The sequence below is a fragment of the Shewanella aestuarii genome (assembly GCF_014647215.1).
In the GTDB taxonomy this organism is placed as follows: domain Bacteria; phylum Pseudomonadota; class Gammaproteobacteria; order Enterobacterales; family Shewanellaceae; genus Shewanella; species Shewanella aestuarii.
In genome coordinates this window covers 37,758-62,315 of record NZ_BMOT01000003.1, presented here as the reverse complement: position 1 = coordinate 62,315, position 24,558 = coordinate 37,758, and the positions used below count along the sequence as shown (strand labels likewise).

Annotated in this window: 23 protein-coding genes and 7 tRNA genes; 11 read left to right on the top strand and 19 right to left on the bottom strand. The window is 42.7% G+C overall.

Annotated elements, in window-relative coordinates; translation table 11 throughout:
• Both IEY03_RS06255 and IEY03_RS06250 read left to right on the top strand, forming a co-directional pair.
• Nucleotides 1-369, top strand: a complete 369-nt coding sequence (locus IEY03_RS06255) for a VanZ family protein (protein ID WP_229778229.1) — start codon at nt 1-3, stop codon at nt 367-369.
• A 12-nt stretch (nt 370-381) separates the two neighbouring features.
• A complete protein-coding gene (locus IEY03_RS06250; RefSeq protein ID WP_188840502.1) occupies nt 382-1,338 on the top strand; it encodes a ketopantoate reductase family protein in 957 nt (318 codons plus the stop codon).
• On the opposite strand, the gene IEY03_RS06245 is transcribed toward IEY03_RS06250, so the two are convergent.
• The 8 genes from IEY03_RS06245 to hemA all read right to left on the bottom strand — a co-directional run bounded on the left by IEY03_RS06245 (nt 1,335) and on the right by hemA (nt 9,240).
• Nucleotides 1,335-2,207: a DMT family transporter gene (locus IEY03_RS06245; RefSeq protein WP_188840501.1), complete on the bottom strand. Its 873-nt coding sequence runs from the start codon at nt 2,205-2,207 to the stop codon at nt 1,335-1,337. The two genes, IEY03_RS06250 and IEY03_RS06245, sit on opposite strands and share 4 nt — an antisense overlap.
• 67 nt (nt 2,208-2,274) lie before the next feature.
• Nucleotides 2,275-3,126 carry a 3-deoxy-8-phosphooctulonate synthase gene (gene kdsA, locus IEY03_RS06240; protein ID WP_188840500.1) on the bottom strand — a complete coding sequence of 284 codons (852 nt, stop codon included), beginning with the start codon at nt 3,124-3,126 and terminating at the stop codon, nt 2,275-2,277.
• Nucleotides 3,127-3,143: 17 nt separating this feature from the next.
• Nucleotides 3,144-4,391: a DUF819 family protein gene (locus tag IEY03_RS06235; RefSeq protein ID WP_188840499.1), complete on the bottom strand. Its 1,248-nt coding sequence runs from the start codon at nt 4,389-4,391 to the stop codon at nt 3,144-3,146.
• Between the two features lie 352 nt (nt 4,392-4,743).
• Nucleotides 4,744-5,532, bottom strand: coding sequence for a transglutaminase family protein (locus IEY03_RS06230; RefSeq protein WP_188840498.1), 789 nt, complete (start codon nt 5,530-5,532; stop codon nt 4,744-4,746).
• A 10-nt stretch (nt 5,533-5,542) separates the two neighbouring features.
• Nucleotides 5,543-5,938 (bottom strand): SirB2 family protein, encoded by a 396-nt coding sequence (locus IEY03_RS06225; RefSeq protein ID WP_188840497.1) that lies wholly within the window; start codon nt 5,936-5,938, stop codon nt 5,543-5,545.
• A gap of 87 nt (nt 5,939-6,025) precedes the next feature.
• Complete coding sequence (gene prmC / locus IEY03_RS06220; protein ID WP_188840496.1) at nt 6,026-6,880, bottom strand: peptide chain release factor N(5)-glutamine methyltransferase; 855 nt, start codon at nt 6,878-6,880, stop codon at nt 6,026-6,028.
• Nucleotides 6,881-6,889: 9 nt separating this feature from the next.
• Complete coding sequence (gene prfA, locus IEY03_RS06215) at nt 6,890-7,975, bottom strand: peptide chain release factor 1 (RefSeq protein ID WP_188840495.1); 1,086 nt, start codon at nt 7,973-7,975, stop codon at nt 6,890-6,892.
• Between the two features lie 14 nt (nt 7,976-7,989).
• Entirely contained in the window at nt 7,990-9,240 is a 1,251-nt protein-coding gene (hemA, locus tag IEY03_RS06210; protein ID WP_188840494.1) for a glutamyl-tRNA reductase, read from the bottom strand.
• A 212-nt stretch (nt 9,241-9,452) separates the two neighbouring features.
• Between hemA and lolB the strand changes: the two genes are divergently transcribed.
• The 4 genes from lolB to IEY03_RS06190 all read left to right on the top strand — a co-directional run bounded on the left by lolB (nt 9,453) and on the right by IEY03_RS06190 (nt 14,305).
• A complete protein-coding gene (gene lolB / locus IEY03_RS06205) occupies nt 9,453-10,058 on the top strand; it encodes a lipoprotein insertase outer membrane protein LolB (RefSeq protein ID WP_188840493.1) in 606 nt (201 codons plus the stop codon).
• 32 nt (nt 10,059-10,090) lie between these two features.
• A complete protein-coding gene (gene ispE / locus IEY03_RS06200) occupies nt 10,091-10,954 on the top strand; it encodes a 4-(cytidine 5'-diphospho)-2-C-methyl-D-erythritol kinase (protein WP_188840492.1) in 864 nt (287 codons plus the stop codon).
• Between the two features lie 82 nt (nt 10,955-11,036).
• Nucleotides 11,037-11,984 (top strand): ribose-phosphate pyrophosphokinase, encoded by a 948-nt coding sequence (locus IEY03_RS06195; RefSeq protein WP_188840714.1) that lies wholly within the window; start codon nt 11,037-11,039, stop codon nt 11,982-11,984.
• Between the two features lie 176 nt (nt 11,985-12,160).
• The gene (locus tag IEY03_RS06190) at nt 12,161-14,305 is read left to right on the top strand and encodes a M3 family metallopeptidase (protein WP_188840491.1); all 2,145 of its coding nucleotides are present in this window, start codon (nt 12,161-12,163) and stop codon (nt 14,303-14,305) included.
• Between the two features lie 72 nt (nt 14,306-14,377).
• Here the strand turns inward: IEY03_RS06190 and IEY03_RS06185 are convergent, their stop codons facing one another.
• The 11 genes from IEY03_RS06185 to IEY03_RS06135 all read right to left on the bottom strand — a co-directional run bounded on the left by IEY03_RS06185 (nt 14,378) and on the right by IEY03_RS06135 (nt 19,617).
• Nucleotides 14,378-14,668 carry a YkgJ family cysteine cluster protein gene (locus tag IEY03_RS06185; protein ID WP_188840490.1) on the bottom strand — a complete coding sequence of 97 codons (291 nt, stop codon included), beginning with the start codon at nt 14,666-14,668 and terminating at the stop codon, nt 14,378-14,380.
• Between the two features lie 429 nt (nt 14,669-15,097).
• Nucleotides 15,098-15,172 (bottom strand) — tRNA-Gln (locus IEY03_RS06180).
• Between the two features lie 42 nt (nt 15,173-15,214).
• Nucleotides 15,215-15,299, bottom strand: a tRNA-Leu gene (locus IEY03_RS06175).
• Between the two features lie 91 nt (nt 15,300-15,390).
• A tRNA-Met gene (locus IEY03_RS06170) sits at nt 15,391-15,467 on the bottom strand.
• Nucleotides 15,468-15,488: 21 nt separating this feature from the next.
• A tRNA-Gln gene (locus IEY03_RS06165) sits at nt 15,489-15,563 on the bottom strand.
• A gap of 58 nt (nt 15,564-15,621) precedes the next feature.
• Nucleotides 15,622-15,696 (bottom strand) — tRNA-Gln (locus tag IEY03_RS06160).
• 45 nt (nt 15,697-15,741) lie between these two features.
• Nucleotides 15,742-15,826, bottom strand: a tRNA-Leu gene (locus IEY03_RS06155).
• Nucleotides 15,827-15,870: 44 nt separating this feature from the next.
• A tRNA-Met gene (locus tag IEY03_RS06150) sits at nt 15,871-15,947 on the bottom strand.
• Nucleotides 15,948-16,236: 289 nt separating this feature from the next.
• Complete coding sequence (ychF, locus tag IEY03_RS06145; protein ID WP_188840489.1) at nt 16,237-17,328, bottom strand: redox-regulated ATPase YchF; 1,092 nt, start codon at nt 17,326-17,328, stop codon at nt 16,237-16,239.
• Between the two features lie 62 nt (nt 17,329-17,390).
• Entirely contained in the window at nt 17,391-17,978 is a 588-nt protein-coding gene (pth, locus tag IEY03_RS06140; protein WP_188840488.1) for an aminoacyl-tRNA hydrolase, read from the bottom strand.
• A gap of 391 nt (nt 17,979-18,369) precedes the next feature.
• Nucleotides 18,370-19,617 (bottom strand): FAD-dependent monooxygenase, encoded by a 1,248-nt coding sequence (locus IEY03_RS06135; protein ID WP_188840487.1) that lies wholly within the window; start codon nt 19,615-19,617, stop codon nt 18,370-18,372.
• Nucleotides 19,618-19,902: 285 nt separating this feature from the next.
• Here IEY03_RS06135 and IEY03_RS06130 point away from each other — a divergent pair, with 285 nt between their 5' ends.
• The 5 genes from IEY03_RS06130 (at nt 19,903) to corC (ending at nt 24,419) form a co-directional block, all read left to right on the top strand.
• Complete coding sequence (locus tag IEY03_RS06130; protein WP_188840486.1) at nt 19,903-20,289, top strand: hypothetical protein; 387 nt, start codon at nt 19,903-19,905, stop codon at nt 20,287-20,289.
• A gap of 91 nt (nt 20,290-20,380) precedes the next feature.
• Nucleotides 20,381-21,805, top strand: a complete 1,425-nt coding sequence (gene miaB / locus IEY03_RS06125) for a tRNA (N6-isopentenyl adenosine(37)-C2)-methylthiotransferase MiaB (protein WP_188840485.1) — start codon at nt 20,381-20,383, stop codon at nt 21,803-21,805.
• A gap of 144 nt (nt 21,806-21,949) precedes the next feature.
• Nucleotides 21,950-23,020, top strand: a complete 1,071-nt coding sequence (locus IEY03_RS06120; RefSeq protein WP_188840484.1) for a PhoH family protein — start codon at nt 21,950-21,952, stop codon at nt 23,018-23,020.
• A gap of 2 nt (nt 23,021-23,022) precedes the next feature.
• Nucleotides 23,023-23,481: an rRNA maturation RNase YbeY gene (ybeY, locus tag IEY03_RS06115; RefSeq protein WP_373290843.1), complete on the top strand. Its 459-nt coding sequence runs from the start codon at nt 23,023-23,025 to the stop codon at nt 23,479-23,481.
• Between the two features lie 59 nt (nt 23,482-23,540).
• Complete coding sequence (corC, locus tag IEY03_RS06110) at nt 23,541-24,419, top strand: CNNM family magnesium/cobalt transport protein CorC (RefSeq protein ID WP_188840482.1); 879 nt, start codon at nt 23,541-23,543, stop codon at nt 24,417-24,419.
• Nucleotides 24,420-24,558: the final 139 nt, after the last annotated feature.

Here is a 24,558-nt window from a genome sequence, read left to right as displayed (position 1 = left end):
GTGATCAATTATCGGAATTTTTTTAAATTAGCGCTGTTGGTAGCGGTTGTGGTAACCAGCTACTTGGTTTTCTCAAAACCTAATTATCCGCAAACCTTCCAGCATATGGATAAAGTCGGCCATTTAGGTAGCTTCTTCGGACTCGCATTCCTTGCGCATTATGCATTTAAACCCCAATGGTATTATTTGTTTGGGGTATTAGCCAGCTATGCCATTTTAATTGAAATCGTTCAATCAAGATTGCCTTACCGCAGTGCATCTATTGGTGATGTTATCGCTGATTTAGCTGGCATCGTGTTGTTTTACCTGCTGAATTTTAGCTTTGTGCAGTATAAAAAGCTCAAAGCTAAGCATAGTCAAACTGAGTAATCAGTGCCAAAAATGACAAGACATAGAATTGGCATTATTGGTGCGGGTGCTATCGGGCAATTATTATTTCAGCAGTTTCAGCAGTTATTAACAAATACGCCTCCACTTGCTAACGGGCTTTGGGTTCAACTAATTAGTCGCGAACCTGAGTCTGTGCAACAATCCTTGTGCTTTACTGATATTAATCAACACGAACAGCAGACAGTCGTCGATGTATTAGGCCAGCACAGCCCTGAAATCGCCAAGCTTGATGTCATCATAGTGTGCGTTAAAGCCTATCAAGTTGACGATCTTATCAATGAATTACTGCCCAATCTGGCGCCAAACTGCCATATTATTCTTTTGCACAATGGTATGGGGCCACATATCAATTTAGCGCAAAGACTATTAGGTTATCCGCAGATGGGCTTAAGCCTAGCGACAACGTCTCAAGGAGCGCTTCGCTCGGCTAAATGGCACATTGCTCATACGGGGATCGGGCAAACAATCATAGGTCATTATTCAGGGATAACACTTAAACAACCGATTAAAAATATACTATTAAAGGCGATCCCTAATGCCAGTTGGCATGATCAGATTCTCAGTGCTTTATGGCAAAAACTCGTCATCAATTGCGCCATTAACCCGCTGACAGCATTTTACCAATGCAGAAATGGTCAGTTAGCAAACGATGAATATAAAGCGGAAATTAAACAGATTATTGCAGAGTGTATTACCGTAGCTGCAGCTGATAACGTTGAACTAGAGATGTTGGCATGCCATGAGCTTGTCTATAAAGTGATAGCTTTGACCAGTAATAACCTGTCATCAATGTACCAGGACATTTATCATCAGCGCCAAACTGAAATTGACTATATTAGCGGTTACATTGTTGCTCGAGGCACGCACCATCAGATTGCCGTGAAGGCAAATAATATCAATCTACAGCGTATCAAAAGACTTGAAGCGCAACAAAAGTCGCCAAGCTAACTCCACATCACCAAAATCGCCGCAACGGCAATTAACAGTAACCCGAGCATATCGTTTACTTTCACTTTTTGTTTAAGCCAAAAACTGGCAATCAACATCATGAAAAACACCTCTATTTGCCCGAGTGTTTTTACATACGGTACTGCTTGTAAAGACATCGCCGTAAACCACCCTATTGAACCGATACAGCTGGTTATGCTGATCAATAAAGTTAATTTAGGCCGTTTGAATAAATCGGATAAGGTCGATTTATCATAAACCATTAAATAACTGACCAATAAAATTGTTTGCAAACCTATCACGGCCAAGAGTACCCATGCCGCACCATGGGGAAACGGTGCATCAAGTTGTAAGCTAGCTTCTCGCACCCACAACGAAGTAAGGGCAAAGGCACTGCCACAGGCTAAACCTAACAGTACCGTTTTGATAGATAACTGCCTAAAGCCCTGCTTAGCACTTAATAGCATAATGGCAATACCACCGATCACCACGCCGAGCCAACCTAGCGCTGTGAGTTGGGTACCAAAGAATAACACCCCCAAAATCGCCGCAACCAATGCTTCGCTTTTTGCCAGTCCCGCTCCTACAGCAAAGTTTTGCATTTTAAACAGCTTTACCATTAGGCCGGTAGCCAAAATTTGCATCAAAGATGCACCAATCACAAATTGAGTAAAAGCGAAATTAAAATAAGGAATATCTGTGGGTTGCCACTGGTACAAACTAAATAGATAAACAAGTGCAATAGGGCCCGCCCAAATAAAGCGCGCTAAAGTGACACCAGCAATATTAACCTCTTGGCTTAATTGGCTTTGAAACGCATTGCGCCAAGCCTGCATAAAAGCAGCAAGTACCGTAAACGCTATCCACATTTCCTATGAGTCCTTTACCACTTATCAATAAAAAAGCCCTGAAGGTTCAGGGCTTTAGATATGTAGATTACTTACTGGTATCGATATAATCAAACGATTTAACTAAATCATCGACCGCTTTCATTTGAGTGAGATAATTTTCTAGCTGATGTAACGGTAAAGCGCATGGGCCATCGCATTTAGCGTTGTCAGGATCAGGATGCGCTTCGATAAATAATCCTGCAATACCTAACGCCATGCCACTTCTGGCAAGCTCGGTAGCTTGAGCACGACGTCCGCCTGCGGAGTCAGTTCGGCCTCCTGGGCGTTGCAGCGCATGGGTTGCATCAAAAATTACCGGATAACCAGATTGCTTCATTTCGTCCATACCCAGCATATCCACGACGAGGTTGTTATAACCAAAGCAGCTGCCACGCTCGCACAGTAAAATATTATCATTACCCGCTTCATTGAACTTTTTAACGATATGACGCATTTCATGCGGAGCTAAAAACTGCGGCTTTTTCACGTTAATAATGGCACCCGTTTCCGCCATCGCCACCACTAAGTCAGTTTGGCGGGCTAAAAAAGCCGGCAACTGGATTACATCAACCACTTCGGCAACAGGTTTACATTGATACACTTCGTGCACGTCAGTAATGATAGGAACATTAAAGGTACGCTTAATTTCTTCAAAGATTTTTAAACCTTGTTCCATACCTGGACCACGGTATGAATGAACCGATGAACGGTTTGCTTTATCAAAAGAGGCTTTAAACACATATGGAATGCCCAACTTTTGGGTCACTTCAACATAGTGTTCAGCTATCGACATGGCTAAATCACGCGATTCAAGCACATTCATGCCGCCAAACAGAACGAAGGGTTTATCGTTGGCAACTTCAATGCCATTTGCTAGTTCAATGATTTTCTGATTCATTTGACCCTCTTAGCGATTTACGCGCCAATAATTTGTAAAAACTGACCACATAGCCATGCCATGTAAGTACCTAATGCATAACCTAAAACAGCTAACAACACACCTACTGGGGCCAGTGCTGGGTGAAATGCCGCCGCCACAACCGGAGCTGAAGCTGCACCACCCACGTTAGCTTGACTGCCTACCGCCATATAAAATAACGGGGCTTTAATTAATTTCGCCACTATTAACATAAATCCTGCATGAACTAGCATCCACACAATACCCACTAAAAAGTAGATAGGCGTATCCATAATTTTGGTCACATCCATATGTAAACCAATAGTCGCAACCAGGATATATAAAAATGCTGTCGCCACTTTAGAAGCACCCGCGGCCTCAAGGTGTCTAATAGGACTAAAGGACATAGCCAGGCCGACGGTAGTCACTATCACCACTAACCAAAAAAACTTTGACGTTAAACTGTAATCGGCTGTCCAAGGGTAATGGGTTTCGAAAAATGGACCGAGAAAATCAGCGGCTAAATGCGCCAATCCAGTAATACTGAAACCAACAGCAACAATCATCATTAAATCGCGCTGGCTGGGAATACGGGCATTCTCAGCCTGATATTTCTCAACCTTGGCTTTGAGCACTTCAATAGCACGGGTATCTGCGCCTGTTTTTGCATCAATCTCTTTGGCTTTAGAGGCCATAAATAATAGCACTGCCATCCAAATGTTGGCGACAATCACATCGACCGTTACCATCACAGAGAATATTTCACCGCCAACATCATAAATCTCTTTCATTGCGGCTTGGTTAGCCCCACCGCCAATCCAGCTACCTGCAAGCGTTGTCATTCCACGCCAAACAGCATCAGGCCCATTATTACCTACCAGGGTTGGATCAATAAATGACACCAGCAATAACGCAATCGGCCCGCCGATAACAATACCGACAGTACCAGTTAAAAACATGATTACCGCTTTAGGCCCTAGACCTAAAATAGCCTTTAAATCAACACTGAGAATTAATAACACTAAACATGCAGGCAGAAGGTAACGTGAAGCCACAAAATACAATTGCGATGCATGGCCATCAATCACCCCAAAGGTGTTCAGTAATGATGGTAGGAAGTAACACAACAATAATGCTGGAATAAACTTATAGAATTTTTGCCAAAATGGATGTGGCGAAGAGCTGGTATAAAACACAAAACCTAAAATGGCAGCGAGTAGACCCAGTGCGGTGGCGTCATTCGTGACCAGTGCAGACGTCGTCATGCAATTTTCTCCCTTGCAAATGCAGTGTAAAAGCGATTTTCGCTTAATTTTATTTTATTATTTTTTACTGTTTATTTTTATTCTAATAACTAAACCATAATCATTTGAGCTAAATGAGATTATTTAGCCAACAGAGTCGGCTGACTTGTAATTGCAACCAAGTTGTTTACTTGTCTGGAAGCAACTCATGCCACGATTTAATCAAGGCAAGTTGTCCACAACTAAGACAAACACCCTATGATATAAACCAAGAACAAGCTGACCCGTTTCCTTTTTCAAATACAGGGTATTGATACATGTGTATATTGAACCGACGTATCATAACAAATCAGGCTCAAAAGAGCCTGATTTGTTAATGATAAATTTGCGAGTGTTGGCTCAATTCCTTTAATTGCATTTTAACCAATTCGATAACAGGATCATGCGGGCTATTATCAATAAAGTGCTGCAAATCAGACATCGCCACTTTTATGCACCCAAGTTGCTGAGCAATAAAAGCACGCTCGCGATTAAGATGCACGTCATCTGGATGCCATTGCAACAATAAATTACAGCACTCCATCGCTTGCTCAAATTTTTGGCTAACAATACAACCCGCTTTTAATTCATGCAGCATACGACTAATTAAGCGCTTAAGTGTGGCAGGCTTAATATGGCTCGGTTTCAATTTAGCGGCATTACCAAGCTCACCACGCACTAAAGAGTGTAACTGATGTCGGCTTAACTCTTTACCCGTTAATGGGTCAAAGTAGCTGATTTTATCATTCAATAAGCTACGTAATACCGTTTGCCCTGGCAGTAACACTGCATCTAAAGGTAAATCTAGCTGCTTTGCCAAAAGCACCAATAAGGTTGCAAGCGTAGTACTGTTACCCTGCCTTTTTAACACACAAAAACACAGATCTGCGGCTTCCACGCTGAAGTAATCTTCCCGTGCTTGAAAACCTAAATCATTATAAAACCAGTTGAATAGTCTTTGTAAGCGCGCGTTTTGATCCACAACATAATGGCTCAATACTGAGCCAGCAATTTCATACCATGCCCATAAGGCAGGTTGAGCGCGAGAAAAACCTAAATGTTCAGAAAGCTCAAATGCAGTTTCAGGTATAGAAACTGCATCATCAAGTTGAAGTTTTGCCATTAAAAATCAATTAACCCATTAATACGACTTGTTTAAAATGAGCCAGCTTGGCCGCTAACACTAACCAACCGATTGCACCAATAAAGGCAAAAAACTTGAACAGTTTATTTCGGTTAGATTTAAGTGCCATGATCCCTAATACAATGTATGCCACAACACAGATGATTTTTTCGGTCATCCATGGATCCACAAACGGATACTGCTTGATCATAAAGCAAAGGGTAAAGCCTGACACTAATAAGAAAGTATCAATTACATGCGGTGCCACTTTAAGAAATTTTCTGTCCATAAGCGGCGATTGGCGAATATGCAGTACAAAGCGCAAAATAAAAAACGCGACGCTCAAAGCAATAAACATTAAATGAGTATGCTTTACCGCTGGATATAAACTGTAAAATGTTTCCATTATTGTTGTTCTCAGTTGGGCATAAATAAAATAGCGGCTAGTTTACTCGATAAACTAACCGCTTTCCAATAGCATCAGCTACGATCGCTATTCAGTCCATGTTCCTATGGTGCAGCGATCATTGCTGCCAAAGTCGCGCACAGTTGCTACGTCTTGGTATCCTAAATCAATCAATTTCTGTCTCACTTTTATCGCTTGCTGATAACCATGTTCAAGCAATAAGAAACCGCCAGGTAATAAATGTTCACGAGCTTTATCAGCAATATGATAAAGATCGGCAAAGCCTTCGTCCGCAGCAGTTAAGGCACTTTGCGGTTCAAAGCGAACATCACCCATGTGCAAATGCTCGTCTTGCTCATCAATATATGGCGGGTTAGAGACAATCAAATCAAAGTCTCTATCTTTGACCGCACTAAACCAATCTGATTGTAAAATCTCAACTTGTTCAAGGTTAAGATTGGCACGATTGGCTTTGGCTAGCGCTACCGCTTCAGGCACTTTATCAATCGCAGTAATTCGCCATTTAGGCCTTTCATGGGCAATGGATAATGCAATTGCCCCCGTCCCTGTGCCTAAATCCAGCACTCTAGCATTAAAACGCACGTCAAGATTAAGTGCTGTTTCAACTAAAATCTCAGTATCTGGGCGCGGAATGAGTGTCGACTCATTAACAATAAAAGGTAACGACCAAAATTCACGCTCGCCAATAATATGCGCGACAGGCATGCCTTGTTGACGTTTTTTGACCATTTGCTGAAAGTTTTTAAATTGCTCGACCGTCAATGTTTTTTCAGGCCAAGTATATAAGAAACTACGCGATTTATTGAGACAATGAACCAGCAATGCCTCTGCATCTACGTGGGCAGATTCAGAGGTTGCTGCTAGTTGTGAAAAAGCCCATTGTTGGGCTTCAACTATGGTTGAATAAGATGACTGGGGCAAAAGATGTCCTTAGTCGCCAGACAAGGCTGCAAGTAAGTCCGCTTGATGCTCTTGCATAATCGGATCTAGTAATGCATTCAAATCACCTTCCATCACTTCACCTAAGCGATAAAGCGTTAAGTTGATGCGATGGTCACTGACTCGACCTTGTGGGTAATTGTAAGTTCTAATACGCTCAGAGCGATCGCCACTAGCCACTAGGCTACGACGCGTCGATTCTTCTTCACTGCGACGTTTTTCATCTTCAACGGCTTGAATTCGAGCCGCCAAAACACTCATCGCTTGCGCACGGTTTTTGTGCTGCGAACGTTGATCCTGACACTCAACAATAATACCCGATGGAATATGGGTAATACGAATCGCGGAGTCAGTTTTGTTAACGTGCTGCCCACCGGCACCAGATGCGCGGAACGTATCTACTTTTAAATCAGCTGGGTTAATTGAAATCGCTTCGGCTTCAGGCACTTCATGCATCACAACCACGGTACATGCTGAGGTATGCACACGCCCCTGAGATTCGGTTTCAGGAACACGCTGTACACGGTGTCCACCAGATTCATACTTCAAGCGGCCGTAAACGCTTTCACCACTGACTTTAACGATTATCTCTTTAAAGCCGCCATGTTCGCCTTCGTTGACGCTCATGATTTCCATCTGCCAACGATTTGCTTCTGCATACTTGCTGTACATACGATATAGATCGCCAGCAAAAATAGCCGCTTCATCACCACCTGCTCCGGCACGAATTTCCATAAACGCATTGGTATCATCGTTGGGATCTTTAGGCAGTAACAGAATTTGCAATTCATCTTCTAAACGGACTAATTCAACTTTCGCCTGTTTGATTTCTTCTTGGGCCATTTCACGCATTTCGGCGTCATCTTCTTCAAGCATTTCCTTTGCAGACTCAAGGTCTACTTGGGCTTGTTGAAAATCTTTGAAACCTTTTACGACATCTTCAAGTTGAGAATATTCTTTTGATAGTGCGCGAAAACGCTCTTGATCGGCGATCACGCCAGCATCAGATAATAAAGCCAGTACTTCTTCATTTCGCTCAAGCAAGCCTTCAAGCTTGCGGATAACGGATTCTTTCATTTAGCTCGCTAACCTTAATTTTTATCGAGTCCGAGCGCTATTCTTAATTGTCCTAACGTATTCAAATCGCCTTGACGGCTTGCTGCCGTTAACGCTTGTGTGGGTGCGTGGATCAGGCGATTGGTTAATCTATTCGCTAATTCCAATAATACTTGCTCGCCATCGCCACCTTGAGCCAATTTGTTCAAGGCACGTTCAACTAACTCGTCTTTAATTGCCACACTTTGGCTGCGATACTCACGAATACTGTCAACAGACTCTAAAGAACGAACCCATTCCATAAATATATGGGATTGTTCTTCAGTTATTAATTCAGCTTGCTCGGCCGCTTCCTTTCGGGAAGCCATGTTCTGTTCAATGATACTATGTAAATCGTCCACAGTATAAAGGAAAGCGTCGTCTAACTCACCGACTTCCGCTTCAATATCTCTTGGCACAGCAATATCGACAAGCAACATAGGTTGGTGACGACGTTGTTTGAGTGCCTTTTCGACCATACCTTTACCTAAAATGGGTAATGGGCTGGCGGTAGAGGATATCACAATATCCGCCTTTGCAAGGTAATCAGGAATTTGCTGCAGTGTAATTGCAGTCGCATTGAACTCTTCACACATGGCCTGTGCGCGTTCAATAGTTCGATTGGCGACAACAATAGAGGCAACTTCATTATCTTTAAGGTGCTTAGCCACAAGTTCTATTGTCTCACCAGCACCAATTAACAGGACTTTTGTGCGACTTAAACTGGAGAAAATATGTTTCGCCATGCTCACTGCGGCGAATGCAACCGATACTGCTGCCGCACCGATTTCTGTTTCTGTACGAACTTTTTTAGCCACTGAGAAGGTATTTTGAAACAATCTGTCGATGGTAATTGCGGTTGTGCCCGCCTCTTTGGCTTTGGCAAAAGCTTGTTTTACCTGGCCGAGAATTTGCGGTTCACCCAACACCAAAGAATCTAAGCCTGACGATACTCGCATCAAATGTTTTACCGCAACTTGCTCTTTATAGGCGTAAATACAGGGCATCAATTCTTCATGGCTTAAACCATGATAATCCTGCAGCCATTCAATAATGTCTGTTTCGCTGGCGTTATTGCAATAAAGTTCGGTACGGTTACAGGTAGACACGATCACAGCTTCACCCGTTGAGGTGCGACTGGCCAAGCTTTTCATCGCATCGTGTATTCTGTCTGGCGAAAAAGCGACTTTCTCACGCAAATCTACCGTGGCGGTTTTATGGTTTATCCCGATTGCTACTAGGCTCATCTGACTCGTTCTAAGTTCTTCTCGGTATCGTTAATTAGGCCATTCTACTTAATCAGCCCGATTAAAAACACAATAGGGTTAACAAAACCGAATATATGTCTAATTTTTTCTTTCTGGTAACAGTATCTTAATTTGAATCGCAAAAGCATTTTTACAACTTTGCTAATGAGCAGTATTATAGAGACATCCTCTGTTTTGTATACGAGCCTCTTTTGCCACGTTTTATAAAATCATACTATTTTGCCTTAGCCACGGCTTTACTGCTGTTAAGTGGATGTAGCACCTTACCGACTCAAGAATACCAGCCAATTGAAGTCACAAATACTCAAGAAGCGAATAACTGGGAGCTTCAAGGCAAGATTGCATTCAAGTCTTCAACTGACAAATTCAGCACTAACCTATATTGGTTTCATCATCTTCAAGGTAACGAACTTCGTCTCACAACGCCGCTAGGTACCAATGTGCTTACGTTAAAAAATATTCAAGGTCTGGCGACACTGGAGGTAGAGGGTAAGACCTACCACGATAATGACGCCCAAGCCTTACTAGAAGGTATCAGTGGTATCACCATTCCCTTTAGTGATATTCCTTTATGGCTGACAGGAAGAGTCGGCAAGAACGATAAAGTTATCAGCTATGATTCACTAGGCCAAATTAAGCAGTTCAGCAGTCCTGATGCGCAATCAGACTGGAAGGTAAGTTTTATTAACTGGCAGCAGCAAAGTGGTACCTTAGTGCCAAGGCAGTTAAAGATAGAACGTGATGACATTCAGATCAAAATACAAACCAATTTATGGCAGGCTTTGACGCCAAAATAAAAAGCCCACATGAGAATAAATAGGATAATAATGTGAAAACCTCTTTTCCGGTCTCCAAGCGCTGGCCTGCGCCTGCAAAATTAAATTTATTTTTACACGTTACCGGCCAACGTGAAGACGGTTATCACGAGTTGCAAACCCTGTTTCAATTTATCGATCGCTGCGACTACCTTGATTTTCAAATTACTGAAACCGCAGAAATTCAACTGCATTCAAATATGTCTGATTCTGTCCCTGACAGCGATAACTTAATTCTTAAGGCTGCAAAATCGTTAAAAGATTACAGCGGATATCATGGTGGCGCTGTCATCTGGTTAGAAAAATTATTGCCAATGGGTGGCGGTCTTGGTGGCGGTTCATCGGATGCTGCAACCACACTCGTGGCGCTAAATGCACTGTGGAATACGCGCCTATCGAATGCAAAACTGGCCGAACTAGGATTAGCGCTAGGTGCTGATGTACCTGTATTTATTAATGGTTTAGCCGCTTTTGCAGAAGGTGTGGGTGAAAAACTTCAACGCGCTACACCAGAAGAACATTGGTACTTGGTGATTACCCCCGACACCCATGTTTGCACCCGCAGTATTTTCCAACACCCAGATTTGCCCCGTTGTACACCAAAGCTTCACTTGGACACATTAATGTCCAATAAATGGACAAATGATTGTCAAAATTTAGTTATCAAAGAGCACCCTCAAGTTGCCAATGCCTTAAGCTGGCTGGTAGAATATGCGCCGTCGAGAATGACCGGAACAGGCGCATGTGTGTTTGGGGAATTCAAGCATTCGCAACAAGCATTTGACGTATTAGCGCAATTACCGGCTGACATGAAAGGCTTTGTCGCAAAAGGGCTCAATACATCGCCGCTATTAGCGCGATTAAGTAAGCTCGATTAATATTCTTCTGAGTCAATTTTGAGTGCAAACACGTAAAATTGATTTAGCCACTAATTTTAAGCAAACACCTGAGGTTCATAAAGTGCCCGACATCAAGCTCTTTGCTGGTAACGCTACCCCAAATCTAGCCGCCAAGATTGCCGACCGTTTATTTTGCAAACTTGGAGACGCAGTTGTAGGCCGTTTCAGCGACGGTGAAATCAGTGTTCAAATTAACGAAAACGTGCGTGGTGCAGATGTATTTATCATCCAATCTACCTGTGCACCAACCAACGATAACCTAATGGAATTAATCGTGATGGTTGATGCACTACGTCGTGCTTCTGCTGGCCGTATTACCGCAGTAATTCCTTACTTTGGTTACGCTCGCCAAGACCGTCGTGTACGCAGCGCTCGTGTACCTATTACCGCTAAAGTGGTTGCCGACTTCTTATCAAGTGTTGGTGTTGACCGTGTTTTAACCTGTGATTTACATGCAGAGCAAATTCAAGGTTTCTTTGATGTGCCTGTCGATAACGTATTTGGTAGCCCAGTGTTACTAGAAGATATGTTAGCGAAGAAATTAGACAACCCAGTTGTGGTGTCGCCAGACATCGGTGGTGTTGTGCGTGCCCGTGCTGTTGCTAAATTATTAGATGATTCAGATCTAGCGATCATAGATAAACGTCGTCCACAGGCAAACGTTGCTCAGGTAATGCATATCATTGGTGACGTTCAAGGCCGTGACTGTATTATTGTCGACGACATGATTGATACCGGTGGCACCTTATGTAAAGCGGCTGAGGCACTAAAAGAACATGGCGCTAACCGCGTGTTTGCTTATGCGACTCACCCAGTTTTCTCTGGTAATGCTGCTCAAAACATTGCTAACTCAGTGATTGATGAAGTCATAGTAACTGATACTGTACCATTAAGCCCTGAAATGCTTAAAGTTGATAAAGTTTCACAGCTAACTATGTCAGCTGTACTTGCTGAAGCGATTCGTCGTGTAAGCAACGAAGAATCGATCTCAGCAATGTTCCGCCACTAAATACGACGCGAATCATTTACTGATACCGCTTTATGAATGCCGTTTGTATAACTACAAACGGCATTTTTTTATACTCTAAAATCCAAATATTCGACCGATTAAGTCACTTTTAAGATTGGATTGCTACCTTGTCAGCACAAAAATAATAGGCACTATTTATTCAAGGTATAGATAATATGCGTAAAGCATTACTGGCGGCATCAATAGCCACATCGTTAATGGCAACAGGTTGTTCAATCGCGAATGACACATCAACAGCTCAAACCACTCTCACTCAAAATATCCAAATGCAGAACCCGCTTCTAACACCCAGTTCATTGCAGTACCAAGCGCCCGACTTCAGCATTATCAAGGATGCACATTTTCAGCCGGCATTAGAACAAGGCATAAAAGAGCATTACCAGCAGGTTTTAGATATTGCAAATAATCCGGAAGAAGCAAGCTTCAATAACACCATTGTCGCGTTGGAAACCAGCGGTGAATTACTTACCCGAACCTCACAAATTTTCTATAATTTAACGGGTTCAAATAGCAATCCCCAATTACTTGAAATACAAGCCAATATGGCACCAGTTATGGCGGCGCATTCAGATAATATTCATCTCAATAGTGCACTGTTCAACCGTATTGACAGCCTTCATGTACAGCGTCACGCACTTAACTTGACCGCCGAAGAAGTGAGATTGATTGAAGTTTATCATCAACGCTTTGTGCTGGCAGGGGCAAAGTTAACCGACTCACAAAAAGCTAAAATACGCTTATTAAACGAAGAACAATCGACTTTAACCAATGAGTTTAGCCAGCGTCTGATGACATTAACTAAGCAAAATGCGGTAGTCATCGATTCTGTTGAAGAATTAGCTGGGTTATCAGATAGCAGTATTCGAGCCGCTAAAGTGGATGCTGAGGCACAAGGCTATCCTGGTAAGTACTTACTCAATATCACAAACACGACTCGCCAACCGGTATTAGCGAAACTTGAAAACCGTCAACTGCGTGAGCGTATCTGGTTAGCCTCTGCTAATCGCGGTTTAAGTGGTGAAAACGAAACCGCATCATTAGTTTCTCGATTAGCACAACTTCGCGCCGAACGAGCAGCATTATTAGGCTTTAAAAGTTGGGCCGATTACCAATTAGCGCCGCAAATGGCAAAAACGCCTGAAGCAGTTTACAGCATGTTTGGGTCTATGGTGCCTGCGGTTGTCGCGAATACCGAAAAAGAAGCTGCCGACATACAAGCGATGATCACCAAAACCGGTGGTGACTTTACGCTAGCCCCATGGGATTGGGAGTTTTACGCAGAAAAGGTACGCCAGGATAAATTTGATTTAGATTCAGCGTCCATTAAACCGTACTTCGAATTTGAACGTGTGTTACAAGATGGGGTGTTTTTTACCCTTGAAAAACTTTATGGCGTAACCCTGAAGCCGCGTCCAGATTTACCTGTCTATCATGAAGATGTCAAAGCATATGAAATGTTTGATGTTGATGGTAGTTCAATGGCCATTTTCTACGCCGACTATTTCGCCCGTGAAGGGAAACGTGGTGGCGCATGGATGAGCTCTTTCGTCGGTCAATCTACATTGTTAGAGACCAAGCCAGTGGTGGTTAATGTGATGAACATTAAAAAAGCCCCTGACGGTGAGCCAACGTTTGTCAGCTATGATGAAGTCACGACTATGTTTCATGAGATGGGGCATGGCACTCATGGTATGTTCTCCAAAGTGACATATCCAAGCTTAGCTGGCACGTCTGTTTCTCGTGATTTTGTTGAATTTCCATCAACGTTTGAAGAAGACTGGGCAGCTCATCCCGAAGTGCTAGCTAACTATGCTAAACATTATCAAACAGGTGAAGTGATCCCAGAACCTCTGCTGCAAAAGTTACTTAACTCACGCAGCTTTAACCAAGGGTTCGATACCTTGGAATACATGGCTGCAGCTTTAGTGGACCTAGAATGGCATTCATTGCCCGCTGATGCGCCACTGCAAGATGTCGCCAGCTTTGAAACCGCGGCTCTCAAAAAGCATGGCGTTGATATTGCTGCGGTTCCACCACGTTACAAATCAAGCTTCTTTGCGCATTCATTCCCTGGTGGGTATTCTGCCAGTTACTATGCCTATATGTGGAGTGAGATCTTAGCGGCTGATGCTTTCGCTTATGTACAAACACAAGGCGGTTTAAACCGTGAAATAGGCATGAAGTATCGTAAAACGATCCGCGAAGTAGGCAATAGCGTGCCACCAATGGAAGCTTACCAATCCTTTAGAGGACAAGCTCCTACAACAGATGCTTTGCTAAAGCGCCGTGGTTTAAACTAGCACTCATCAAAATGACAATGCCGCTAATAATTAGCGGCATTTTTTATTTTGATACCAATGAAACAGTGAAAATTAACTCACCTCGGCTCTTTGAGTGACACACTCATATGAACCCATTTCAAATTCACGGCAAATCCAGGGGCGATTTTCATAAATGGTGCACATCATAGACTCTCTATCTAATGCAGAGCACCAGCCATCAGACAAACGCAACATGGTTTCTCCTCCCCACTTATCAAATGCTATATATTTCTTCGGTACACCCGTGTCAGAAATAATCATCACTTCTAAGCGGCAGCAACACGCCTGGCAATTTGAGCAGCTCACAGTTTCAGTGGTAATGTCTTTTATTTCAATTTTCATGTCAGTCTAAGTTTAAACTCGTTACGCAGCATTAAAAGCATCAAGCTGGGTATTAGCGCTATATTTAGCTATCTCGCACGGCATTTACTTGAAGCTTACACCTAAACACCATCTTCTATGTTGAATCAACCGGTCAAAAACACCTAAAGCAGAAAACTGAATCACCAGAAAGTATGGCAACAGGATACTGGAAAAGCTGAATCATTATCACATGTTTTATTCGAATGGGGTTTTTATACCAATCACAGTAAATAAGTGGCCCGAAATAGCGTAGGAAAAATGCGTGATAACAAGGCAGATTTTTTTGATAAGTAGTTATTCTACAATCAAAAATCTAACGCCGTTATCAGGTATTATCACAAGCTAGAATGATCAGTTATTTATTACGATTGATATTAATACGATTTGAGAATAGCAAGACAGAGTAAATGGCTGGGGTACCAGGATTCGAACCTGGGAATGCCGAGATCAAAACCCGGTGCCTTACCACTTGGCGATACCCCAATTATTTTAATTTCGAAAGGAAGTACTTTTAGAAGAATTTGATGGTACGGGAAGAGAGACTTGAACTCTCACACCTTGCGGCACCAGAACCTAAATCTGGCGTGTCTACCAATTTCACCATTCCCGCATCAAACTTTTACGAGTATACCCTAATTTATATTAGAGTAAACTTTGATATTAACTAACTGAACTGGCTTTACCATTCCACCTAGAAAATATGGTAGCAATGGCGGGACTTGAACCTGCGACCCCAGCATTATGAGTGCTGTGCTCTAACCAGCTGAGCTACATTGCCACATTTTTTCTTACAAAAAAATGGCTGGGGTACCAGGATTCGAACCTGGGGATGCCGAGATCAAAACCCGGTGCCTTACCACTTGGCGATACCCCAATAATCTTCAAAGATTATCAAACTAACTTTTAAACTTTTGTAACTGTACAGCTTAATATGGCTGGGGTACCAGGATTCGAACCTGGGGATGCCGAGATCAAAACCCGGTGCCTTACCACTTGGCGATACCCCAAACAAACTTTTTGAAAAACCCGCCTTAGCCAGTCTTTCTAATAAATGGTACGGGAAGAGAGACTTGAACTCTCACACCTTGCGGCACCAGAACCTAAATCTGGCGTGTCTACCAATTTCACCATTCCCGCACAACTGTTCATGTTTTACATCTTGAACTCACTTAAAGTGAAGATGGTAGCAATGGCGGGACTTGAACCTGCGACCCCAGCATTATGAGTGCTGTGCTCTAACCAGCTGAGCTACATTGCCACTATATTTTCGCTGCCCTCTTAGCGAGGAACGGGGCGTATTATGCTTATTCGATGTATCTAGGTCAACTGCTTTTTTTCGCTATTTTCATCATTCTTGCTTATTCGGCTATTACTTCACCAAACTGAATAATGTTCCAACGAATTATTACCCTAAAAAGCACTTTTTTATAGCAAACCCCAAAATAGCAATTCAATTTCATATTGTGGCGTAGCGATTTCAGCTTACTTACGACGTATAAAATCTATACAAACAAGCAAATTAATGAATAAGCTACGCCAAATATTTTTTATACGTTGAACAAGAAATGCATTACATCGCCATCTTTAACGACGTATGTTTTACCTTCTACACGTAATTTACCCGCTTCTTTGGCACCCGCTTCACCTTTGAAGGTAATAAAGTCTTCGTACGCCATCACTTGAGCACGAATAAAACCTTTTTCAAAGTCAGTGTGAATCACGCCAGCAGCTTGTGGCGCCGATGCTCCTACAGGCACTGTCCAGGCACGCACTTCTTTTACACCTGCGGTAAAGTAGGTTTGTAAATTAAGTAAGCTATAGCCGCCACGAATAACGCGATCAAGGCCTGGCTCTTCAATGCCTAAATCAGCCATAAACTCTTCACGTTCATCCGCTTCCATTTCAGCAAGCTCTGACTCAATCGCAGCACACACTGCCACGACGACTGCGTTTTCTTTTGCAGCAATCGCTTTAACAACATCTAAATGCGGATTGTTTTCGAAACCATCTTCCGACACGTTAGCAATATACATGGTAGGCTTTAAGGTCAAAAAGTTTAAGTAAGCAACGGCTGCTAACTCTTCTTTTGCCAAGTCTAACGAACGTAGCATATGGCCTTCATCTAAAGTTGGACGCATTTTTTCTAATACTTCCACTTCAAACTTAGCGTCTTTATCGCCACCTTTAGCTTTCTTTTGCTGACGGAATATCGCACGCTCTAAACTGTCTAAATCCGCTAATGCTAATTCGGTGTTGATCACTTCAATATCGCCAGCTGGATCAATTTTATTAGCCACATGGACAATGTTAGGGTCTTCAAAACAACGAACAACATGACCAATCGCATCGGTTTCACGAATGTTAGCCAAAAACTTATTGCCTAAGCCTTCACCTTTCGATGCTCCCGCAACCAAACCAGCAATATCAACAAATTCCATTGTGGTCGGCAATATACGCTGGGGTTTAACAATGGCGGCTAACGCATCAAGACGCGGATCCGGCACTGGCACAACACCTGTGTTTGGCTCAATAGTACAAAACGGAAAGTTTGCCGCTTCGATACCTGCTTGTGTAAGTGCATTAAACAGCGTTGACTTACCGACGTTTGGCAAACCAACAATGCCGCATTTAAAACCCATATGCATACCTTTATATGTAAAATTATCACATTGATAATGACGTTCGAATTGGTATCGTTCAGCTATTCAGCTTTAAACGAATGTAGTCTGGTCATGGCTTTCGCCATGTTTTCTTTATATAAAATATCTGTTGATCGTACAGCTTCATCTATCGCCGCAGTGATTAACTCTTGCTCACTTGCTGGCGCTTTGCCTAACACATACCCAGAGACTCGATTTTTATCACCAGGATGGCCAATGCCAATCCGTAAACGGTGGAAGCCTTTGTCATTAGCAAGGCTCGATATAATGTCTTTCAACCCATTATGGCCGCCATGGCCGCCACCTAATTTAAATTTAGCCACGCCGGGGGGCATATCTAACTCATCATGGGCGACTAGAATTTCTTCAGGCAAAATTCGAAAAAAGTTCGCTAATGCAGATACAGATTTACCGCTGAGATTCATAAAAGTGCTTGGAATTAACAAACGCACATCGCGATGATTAATCGTCGCCCTTGCGGTTAAGCCAAAATATTTACTTTCAGCCACCAGTGGCACATTATAAACTCGCGCGAGCTCTTCAACATACCATGCACCAGCATTGTGGCGGGTTTGCGCGTACTCAGCACCCGGGTTTGCTAACCCTACAATCAGTTTAATGTGACTCATGACTACCTAAATCTTGTATGGATAACCTGTAATACTAGTTGTACTACAGCCTTAAAACGCGGCATTTTAACACTCAATTTGGTCAGCAACAAACACCCATTCACATCAGCATTTTTTTAACGCTAATCTTCTAGGGGCTGCTGACCTTTGCAGGTTGAATTTCGTGCTAATTAAAAATTTTAATTGAGGCTGTGAATTGATGCCCACTCAATCTAAGTAACGCTTTCTCCATGAAGGTAAATTCAACAAAGCGTAAAACGTTTTCGCCGATCTAACGCGTTTCGTTTACAGCCGATTTTGCATCGTTATCAGATTTTTAGCTTGAATAACCACGCCACAAAGCCTCTGTCTGATCTAAACGGCCAACAAGGCGCTGTAAATAACGCACCCCCTAGTTTAAGCCTAACGCATACCTGAGCACTTTTTGCTTCAGTGGGCTGTCAAGGTTGGCTAGCTTTAATGCGCCATTACGCAGTAATTTTAGCGGCAGTAAATCATTGCTAAAACCTGCATAAAACATGTCCATTGCGCTCATCATTAATTGATTATCTAAATATCGTGCATCTTGGTAACGCTTTAATACCGCATCATCCCACCACACTTCACCATTACCGATTGCGCTGGCGATTTGAGTAATCAATACATCTACATCTTTAAATCCAATATTCACCCCTTGCCCAGCTAAAGGGTTAATGGTGTGAGCCGCATCGCCCAGGATCACCAAATTTTCCTGATAATATTGCTGTGCATGGCGGCGGGTTAACCCAAAGCTTCCCTTGGCTTGAACGCTAAAGTTTGGATCCAACCTTTTTGGGAAATGCGTTTTAATTTGTTCCGCTAATTGCAAATCACTCAGTTGCATCAATTGCTTTATTTTGGCCGCTGAGTCATACCAAACTAAAGAAGCATGGTTACCCGGTAGGGGTAATAAACTTCGCGGGCCTTGCGGGGTAAATTGTTGCCAGGTAACGGATTGCTGAGGTGTTTGTGTCTCAATATTTATGAGCATAGCGGATTGAGCATAATCCCATCCGGTGATACCTATGCCAGCCCATTGTCTGACCTGTGAGTGTGCTCCATCGGCACCAACAAGTAACGACGCACCTAAAATTGTGCCGTCATCGAGTAACACTTCAATAGCATGACCATTATCATTTGAGGCGGTCACTCGGGTAAACTTTGTTACCTTAGCTGGGCACAATAAGGTGACATTTTTTAACGCATCGATTTGCTGCCATAAACATAATTGAATTAATCGATTTTCAAAAAAGTAGCCCAAAAGAGGCTCACTCACCTGCTCAGCCGTAAACTGAGTCATGCACCCCTCCATCTCCCAGGTTTCGAGACCGGTATAAGGAACATGACGATATGTTAGCAGTTCGTCCATCACACCAAGGCGTGATAACAATTGCGCCGATGCAACACTAATCGCAGATACTCGTACATCAAGAGGTTGTTCAACATCAAACGCTTGTGGCCGCCTTGCTTCAATAACGGCCACAGATAACCCTAGTTGGCCTAAGCCTACGGCGACAGCTGCACCCACCATACCGCCCCCATTAATCACGACATCATAGTGATGAACAGAGTTATTCGTGTCAGAGCTATCTTTGACGGATGAAGATTGAGTATGCGACATGACACTTCCTTGAATAAAAAACTTCAGTCCAATAGGCACACACACCTAAACTGACTAAATTGTGAACAGATATTGCTATTACAGGGTTTAGCCACACTTGGTTACAAAGGTGACATATTTAACACGTACTTTAGGCATAAAATTAACCTATCGACTTTCACGAGTATGACAAAATACTCAAAGTAGATAACCAATGTTTCACGTTAAATCAGCCAATGATGGCTAAATTAATGCGCGATAGCTTACAAACCTTAGTTTACAAGCGATGCGCTAAGCGAGGAAGTCATGAAACGTTATCAAAATAGAATCAATCGATTTTCAACCACGCTAAACATATGCGTTATTGCAACAGGTATGATGTTAGCAGGCACAGCCATTGCAGAGAGTAATATCAACCCAACCACACAATCGGCAACAAGTCCGAACATTGAAATCATTACGGTAACCTATCGCAATGCGTTCGATTATGCCTTATATCAACAAACCACGGAAATGCTGGTAAACTTTAATCGCGATCTTGAGCAGAAAATTGTACTCGAGGCGCGCAACCAGTCACAGGATATGGCGTCTGAATTTGGGGTATTTATGGTGCAAACGGCACCGAAATTTACCCTATCTCAAGATGAGATTAATTCATTAGCAAAAGCAAGGGTATTGTCTCAGCCAGAGTAATATTAGCGAAACTCGCACAAAGGCTAGCCACAGGGGCTGACAACAGGTAAAATATCGCGCTATTTTTACTATAGGTTACCGGCGAGCAGTGATGAGTAAAAAACTTCATATTAAAACCTGGGGCTGTCAAATGAATGAGTATGACTCTTCAAAGATGGCTGATTTATTAGACGAATACCAAGGCTATACCTTAACTGAGGATGCCAGTGAAGCAGACGTATTGCTGCTAAACACTTGTTCTATTCGCGAAAAAGCGCAGGAGAAGGTTTTCCATCAATTAGGCAGATGGAAAACCTTAAAAGACAAAAATCCCAATTTGATTATTGGTGTAGGGGGCTGCGTAGCGTCTCAAGAAGGTAAAGCCATTAAAGATCGCGCCCAATGCGTTGATATTATTTTTGGCCCACAAACATTACACCGTCTTCCTGACATGATTGATCAAATTCAACGTGGTGAAAAAGCGGTTATTGACATCAGTTTCCCTGAAATTGAAAAATTTGACCGTTTACCAGAACCACGAGCTGAAGGTCCTACGGCTTTCGTATCAATCATGGAAGGATGTAGCAAGTATTGTTCATTCTGCGTAGTGCCTTACACCCGCGGAGAAGAAGTCAGTCGTCCTGTTGATGATGTGATTCTTGAAGTTGCGCAACTTGCTGAACAAGGTGTACGTGAAGTCAACCTTTTGGGCCAAAACGTTAACGCGTTTCGAGGTGCAACCCATGATGACCAGATTTGTACTTTTGCTGAACTGTTACGTTTAGTTGCCAGCATTGATGGCATCGACCGCATTCGTTTTACCACAAGTCATCCTATTGAGTTCACACAAGATATTATCGATGTGTATGAAGATACACCTGAATTAGTCAGCTTCTTGCACCTACCTGTGCAATCAGGCTCTGACCGTATTTTGACTCAAATGAAGCGTGGCCATATGGCGATTGAATACAAATCGATTATTCGCCGTTTACGTAAAGCCCGTCCCGATATTCAAATCAGCTCTGACTTCATTATTGGTTTCCCTGGTGAAACTCAGCAGGACTTTGAAGACACTATGAAGTTGATTGAAGATGTCAGTTTTGACCACAGCTTCAGCTTTATTTACAGTGCCCGTCCAGGTACACCTGCAGCTGACTTACCTGATGACGTCTCAGATGAAGAGAAAAAGCAGCGTTTAGCCATTTTACAAGACCGTATAACCCAACAAGCGATGCGCTACAGCCGTCAAATGTTAGGCTCGGTGCAACGTGTGTTAGTTGAAGGCCCATCGGTTAAAAACCCAATGGAATTACGTGGCCGAACGGAAAACAATCGCGTTGTAAACTTTGAAGCACCACATTCCAGCATCGGTGGTTTTGTAGATGTTGAAATTGTTGACGTATACACCAACTCTTTGCGCGGTAAATTTATCCGCGGCGAAGCAGAAATGGACTTACGTCGCAGCTTACGTCCTTCAGAAATTCTTGCCAAACATAAGCAAGATGATGATATAGGCGTGACCCAATTTAAACCTTAAGCATAGTTTAAGCGTATTGACATATTATAAAAGGTGGCTGGTCCACCTTTTATTTTTTACCTATCAATATCGGGTGCTAGAAAAAAGCTGAGTACCTACGTACACTGTTTTTAATTACCCAAATAATTGTTATCGGAGCCTTATTTGTCCACTAAAGTGACCACCATGAACTTGTATCTTGAACCTTCAGATACACGCCGCTTAGTTTCACTCTGCGGCCCATTTGACGACAATATTAAACAAATCGAACGTCGCTTAGGTGTGGAAATTATTCATAAAAACAATCATTTCACCATTGTAGGCTTACCGCGTAATGCATTAAGTGCAAACAACTTGCTTAAACAGCTTTATATTGAAACGCAAACGGTTAAAGGCAGTACCCCAGATTTAGAACCCGACATGGTACACTTAGCCATCCAAGAGGCCATCGCGCTTGAAGCTGATGACGGTATGGATGATTCAGGCATTAACATCAAGACCAAGCGCGGCGTCATTAAGCCACGTACCCCGAATCAAAGCATGTATATGCACAATATCACTCGCCATGATATTAGTTTCGGTATTGGTCCTGCTGGTACAGGTAAAACCTATTTAGCGGTCGCTGCGGCTGTTGATGCTTATGAACGCCAAGAAGTTCGTCGAATTTTATTGACTCGGCCTGCGGTTGAAGCGGGTGAAAAACTGGGTTTTTTACCTGGTGATTTGAGCCAAAAAGTCGATCCCTATTTACGTCCACTCTATGATGCATTATTTGAAATGATGGGCTTTGAAAAAGTTGAAAAACTGATTGAGCGCAGCGTGATTGAAGTCGCTCCATTAGCTTACATGCGCGGCCGCACATTAAATGATGCATTTATTATTTTAGATGAGAGCCAAAATACCACGGTAGAACAAATGAAAATGTTTTTAACCCGTATCGGCTTTAACTCGCGGGCGGTAATTACCGGTGACATTACTCAAACCGATTTACCCCGTGGGCAAAAATCAGGCTTACGTCATGCTATCGAAGTGTTAAGCGAAGTACCTGAAATCAGTTTCAATTTTTTCATGGCACAAGACGTGGTTCGTCATCCGGTAGTGGCGCGAATTGTTGAAGCTTATGAAGCATTTGAGCAAAAAGAACAAATTGAAAAAGCGGCAAAAGAAAAAGCTTACCAAGAACGTGAGCAAAAACGCCAGCTCGCAGCCCAAGATAACCTGAGCCAACAAAAATGAGTATGATAGGTTTAGATTTAGATCTGCAAATAGCGGTTGATGCTAAAAACCTGCCCACTCAAACACAGTTTGAGTCGTGGGTGCGCGTAGCTGTAGGGCACACAATGCCAGAGGTTGAACTGACTATTCGTTTAGTCGAATCCACTGAAAGCCAACAGCTAAACTATACTTACCGAGGAAAAGACAAACCCACCAATGTGCTGTCTTTTCCTTTTGAAGCACCAGCTGAAATCGATTTGCCACTATTGGGTGATTTAATCATCTGTGTTGATGTGGTAGAAAAAGAAGCACTGGAGCAGAATAAATCGTTAGAAGCCCACTGGGCACACATGGTCATACATGGTTGCTTGCATTTGCTGGGTTATGACCATATTATCGACGAAGAAGCTGAGGAAATGGAGTCTCTAGAGACTCAACTCCTTGAACATTTAGGTTTTTCAGACCCCTATAAGGAAGCATAAATAAATAGCTTGCCTGGCGATGGCTCAATGCCTGCCCTGTTAACTATTTAGGAACTATTATGAGTGACGATATCCCCCCGAGTACAAACGCCTATAAGAAAAGTTGGTTCGACAAATTTAACCAATTATTCCAGGGCGAACCTCAAAATCGCGAAGACTTAGTGGACGTGATTTCAGGCGCAGAACAACGCGACTTGATCACCGAAGACACCCGCGAAATGATCAAAGGTGTGTTAGAGGTTTCTGACCTTCGCGTGCGCGACATTATGATCCCACGCTCACAAATTGTTACTCTCCAAATCGACTGCTCCGTCGATGAGCTGTTAGAAACCGTTATCAGCTCTGCTCACTCTCGTTTCCCTGTGGTCAATGAAGACAAAGATCATATTGAAGGTATTTTGCTGGCAAAAGACCTCTTGAAATATGGATTTAAAAATTCTGATGTGCCTTTCACTCTATCTCAAGTTATCCGCCCAGCGGTGGTTGTGCCTGAAAGTAAGCGTGTCGATGTGTTGTTAAAAGAGTTCCGTTCACAACGTTATCATATGGCCATCGTAGTTGATGAATACGGCGGTGTATCTGGCCTGGTGACCATCGAAGATATTCTTGAAGAAATCGTCGGTGAAATTGAAGATGAATTTGATCACAGCTCAGTTGAAGACACTGAAGTGAAAAAAATTAGCAACACAGTGTTTATCGTTAAAGCGTTAACTGAAATTGATGATTTTAACGAAGCATGCGGCACTCATTTCAGTGATGAAGAATTTGATACCGTTGGCGGACTCGTTTCTCATGCATTTGGTCATTTGCCAGAGCGAAATGAAACCATCATGATCGATAATATTGAATTTAAAGTGACCAATGCTGATACGCGTCGCTTAATACAACTCAGAGTTAAGCTGCCCGATCCAGACAGCCAAACTAGTTCTGACGATTAAGCGAACATCACCTAAACATGTCACTTAAAGCAGCTTTAATATTAATTAAAGCTGCTTTTTTATTACGATCTCATTTAAAATTAGCCAGCTTTGATATTTAACCGAAAGCCAATCAGGCATAATCTACAAACAACATTTC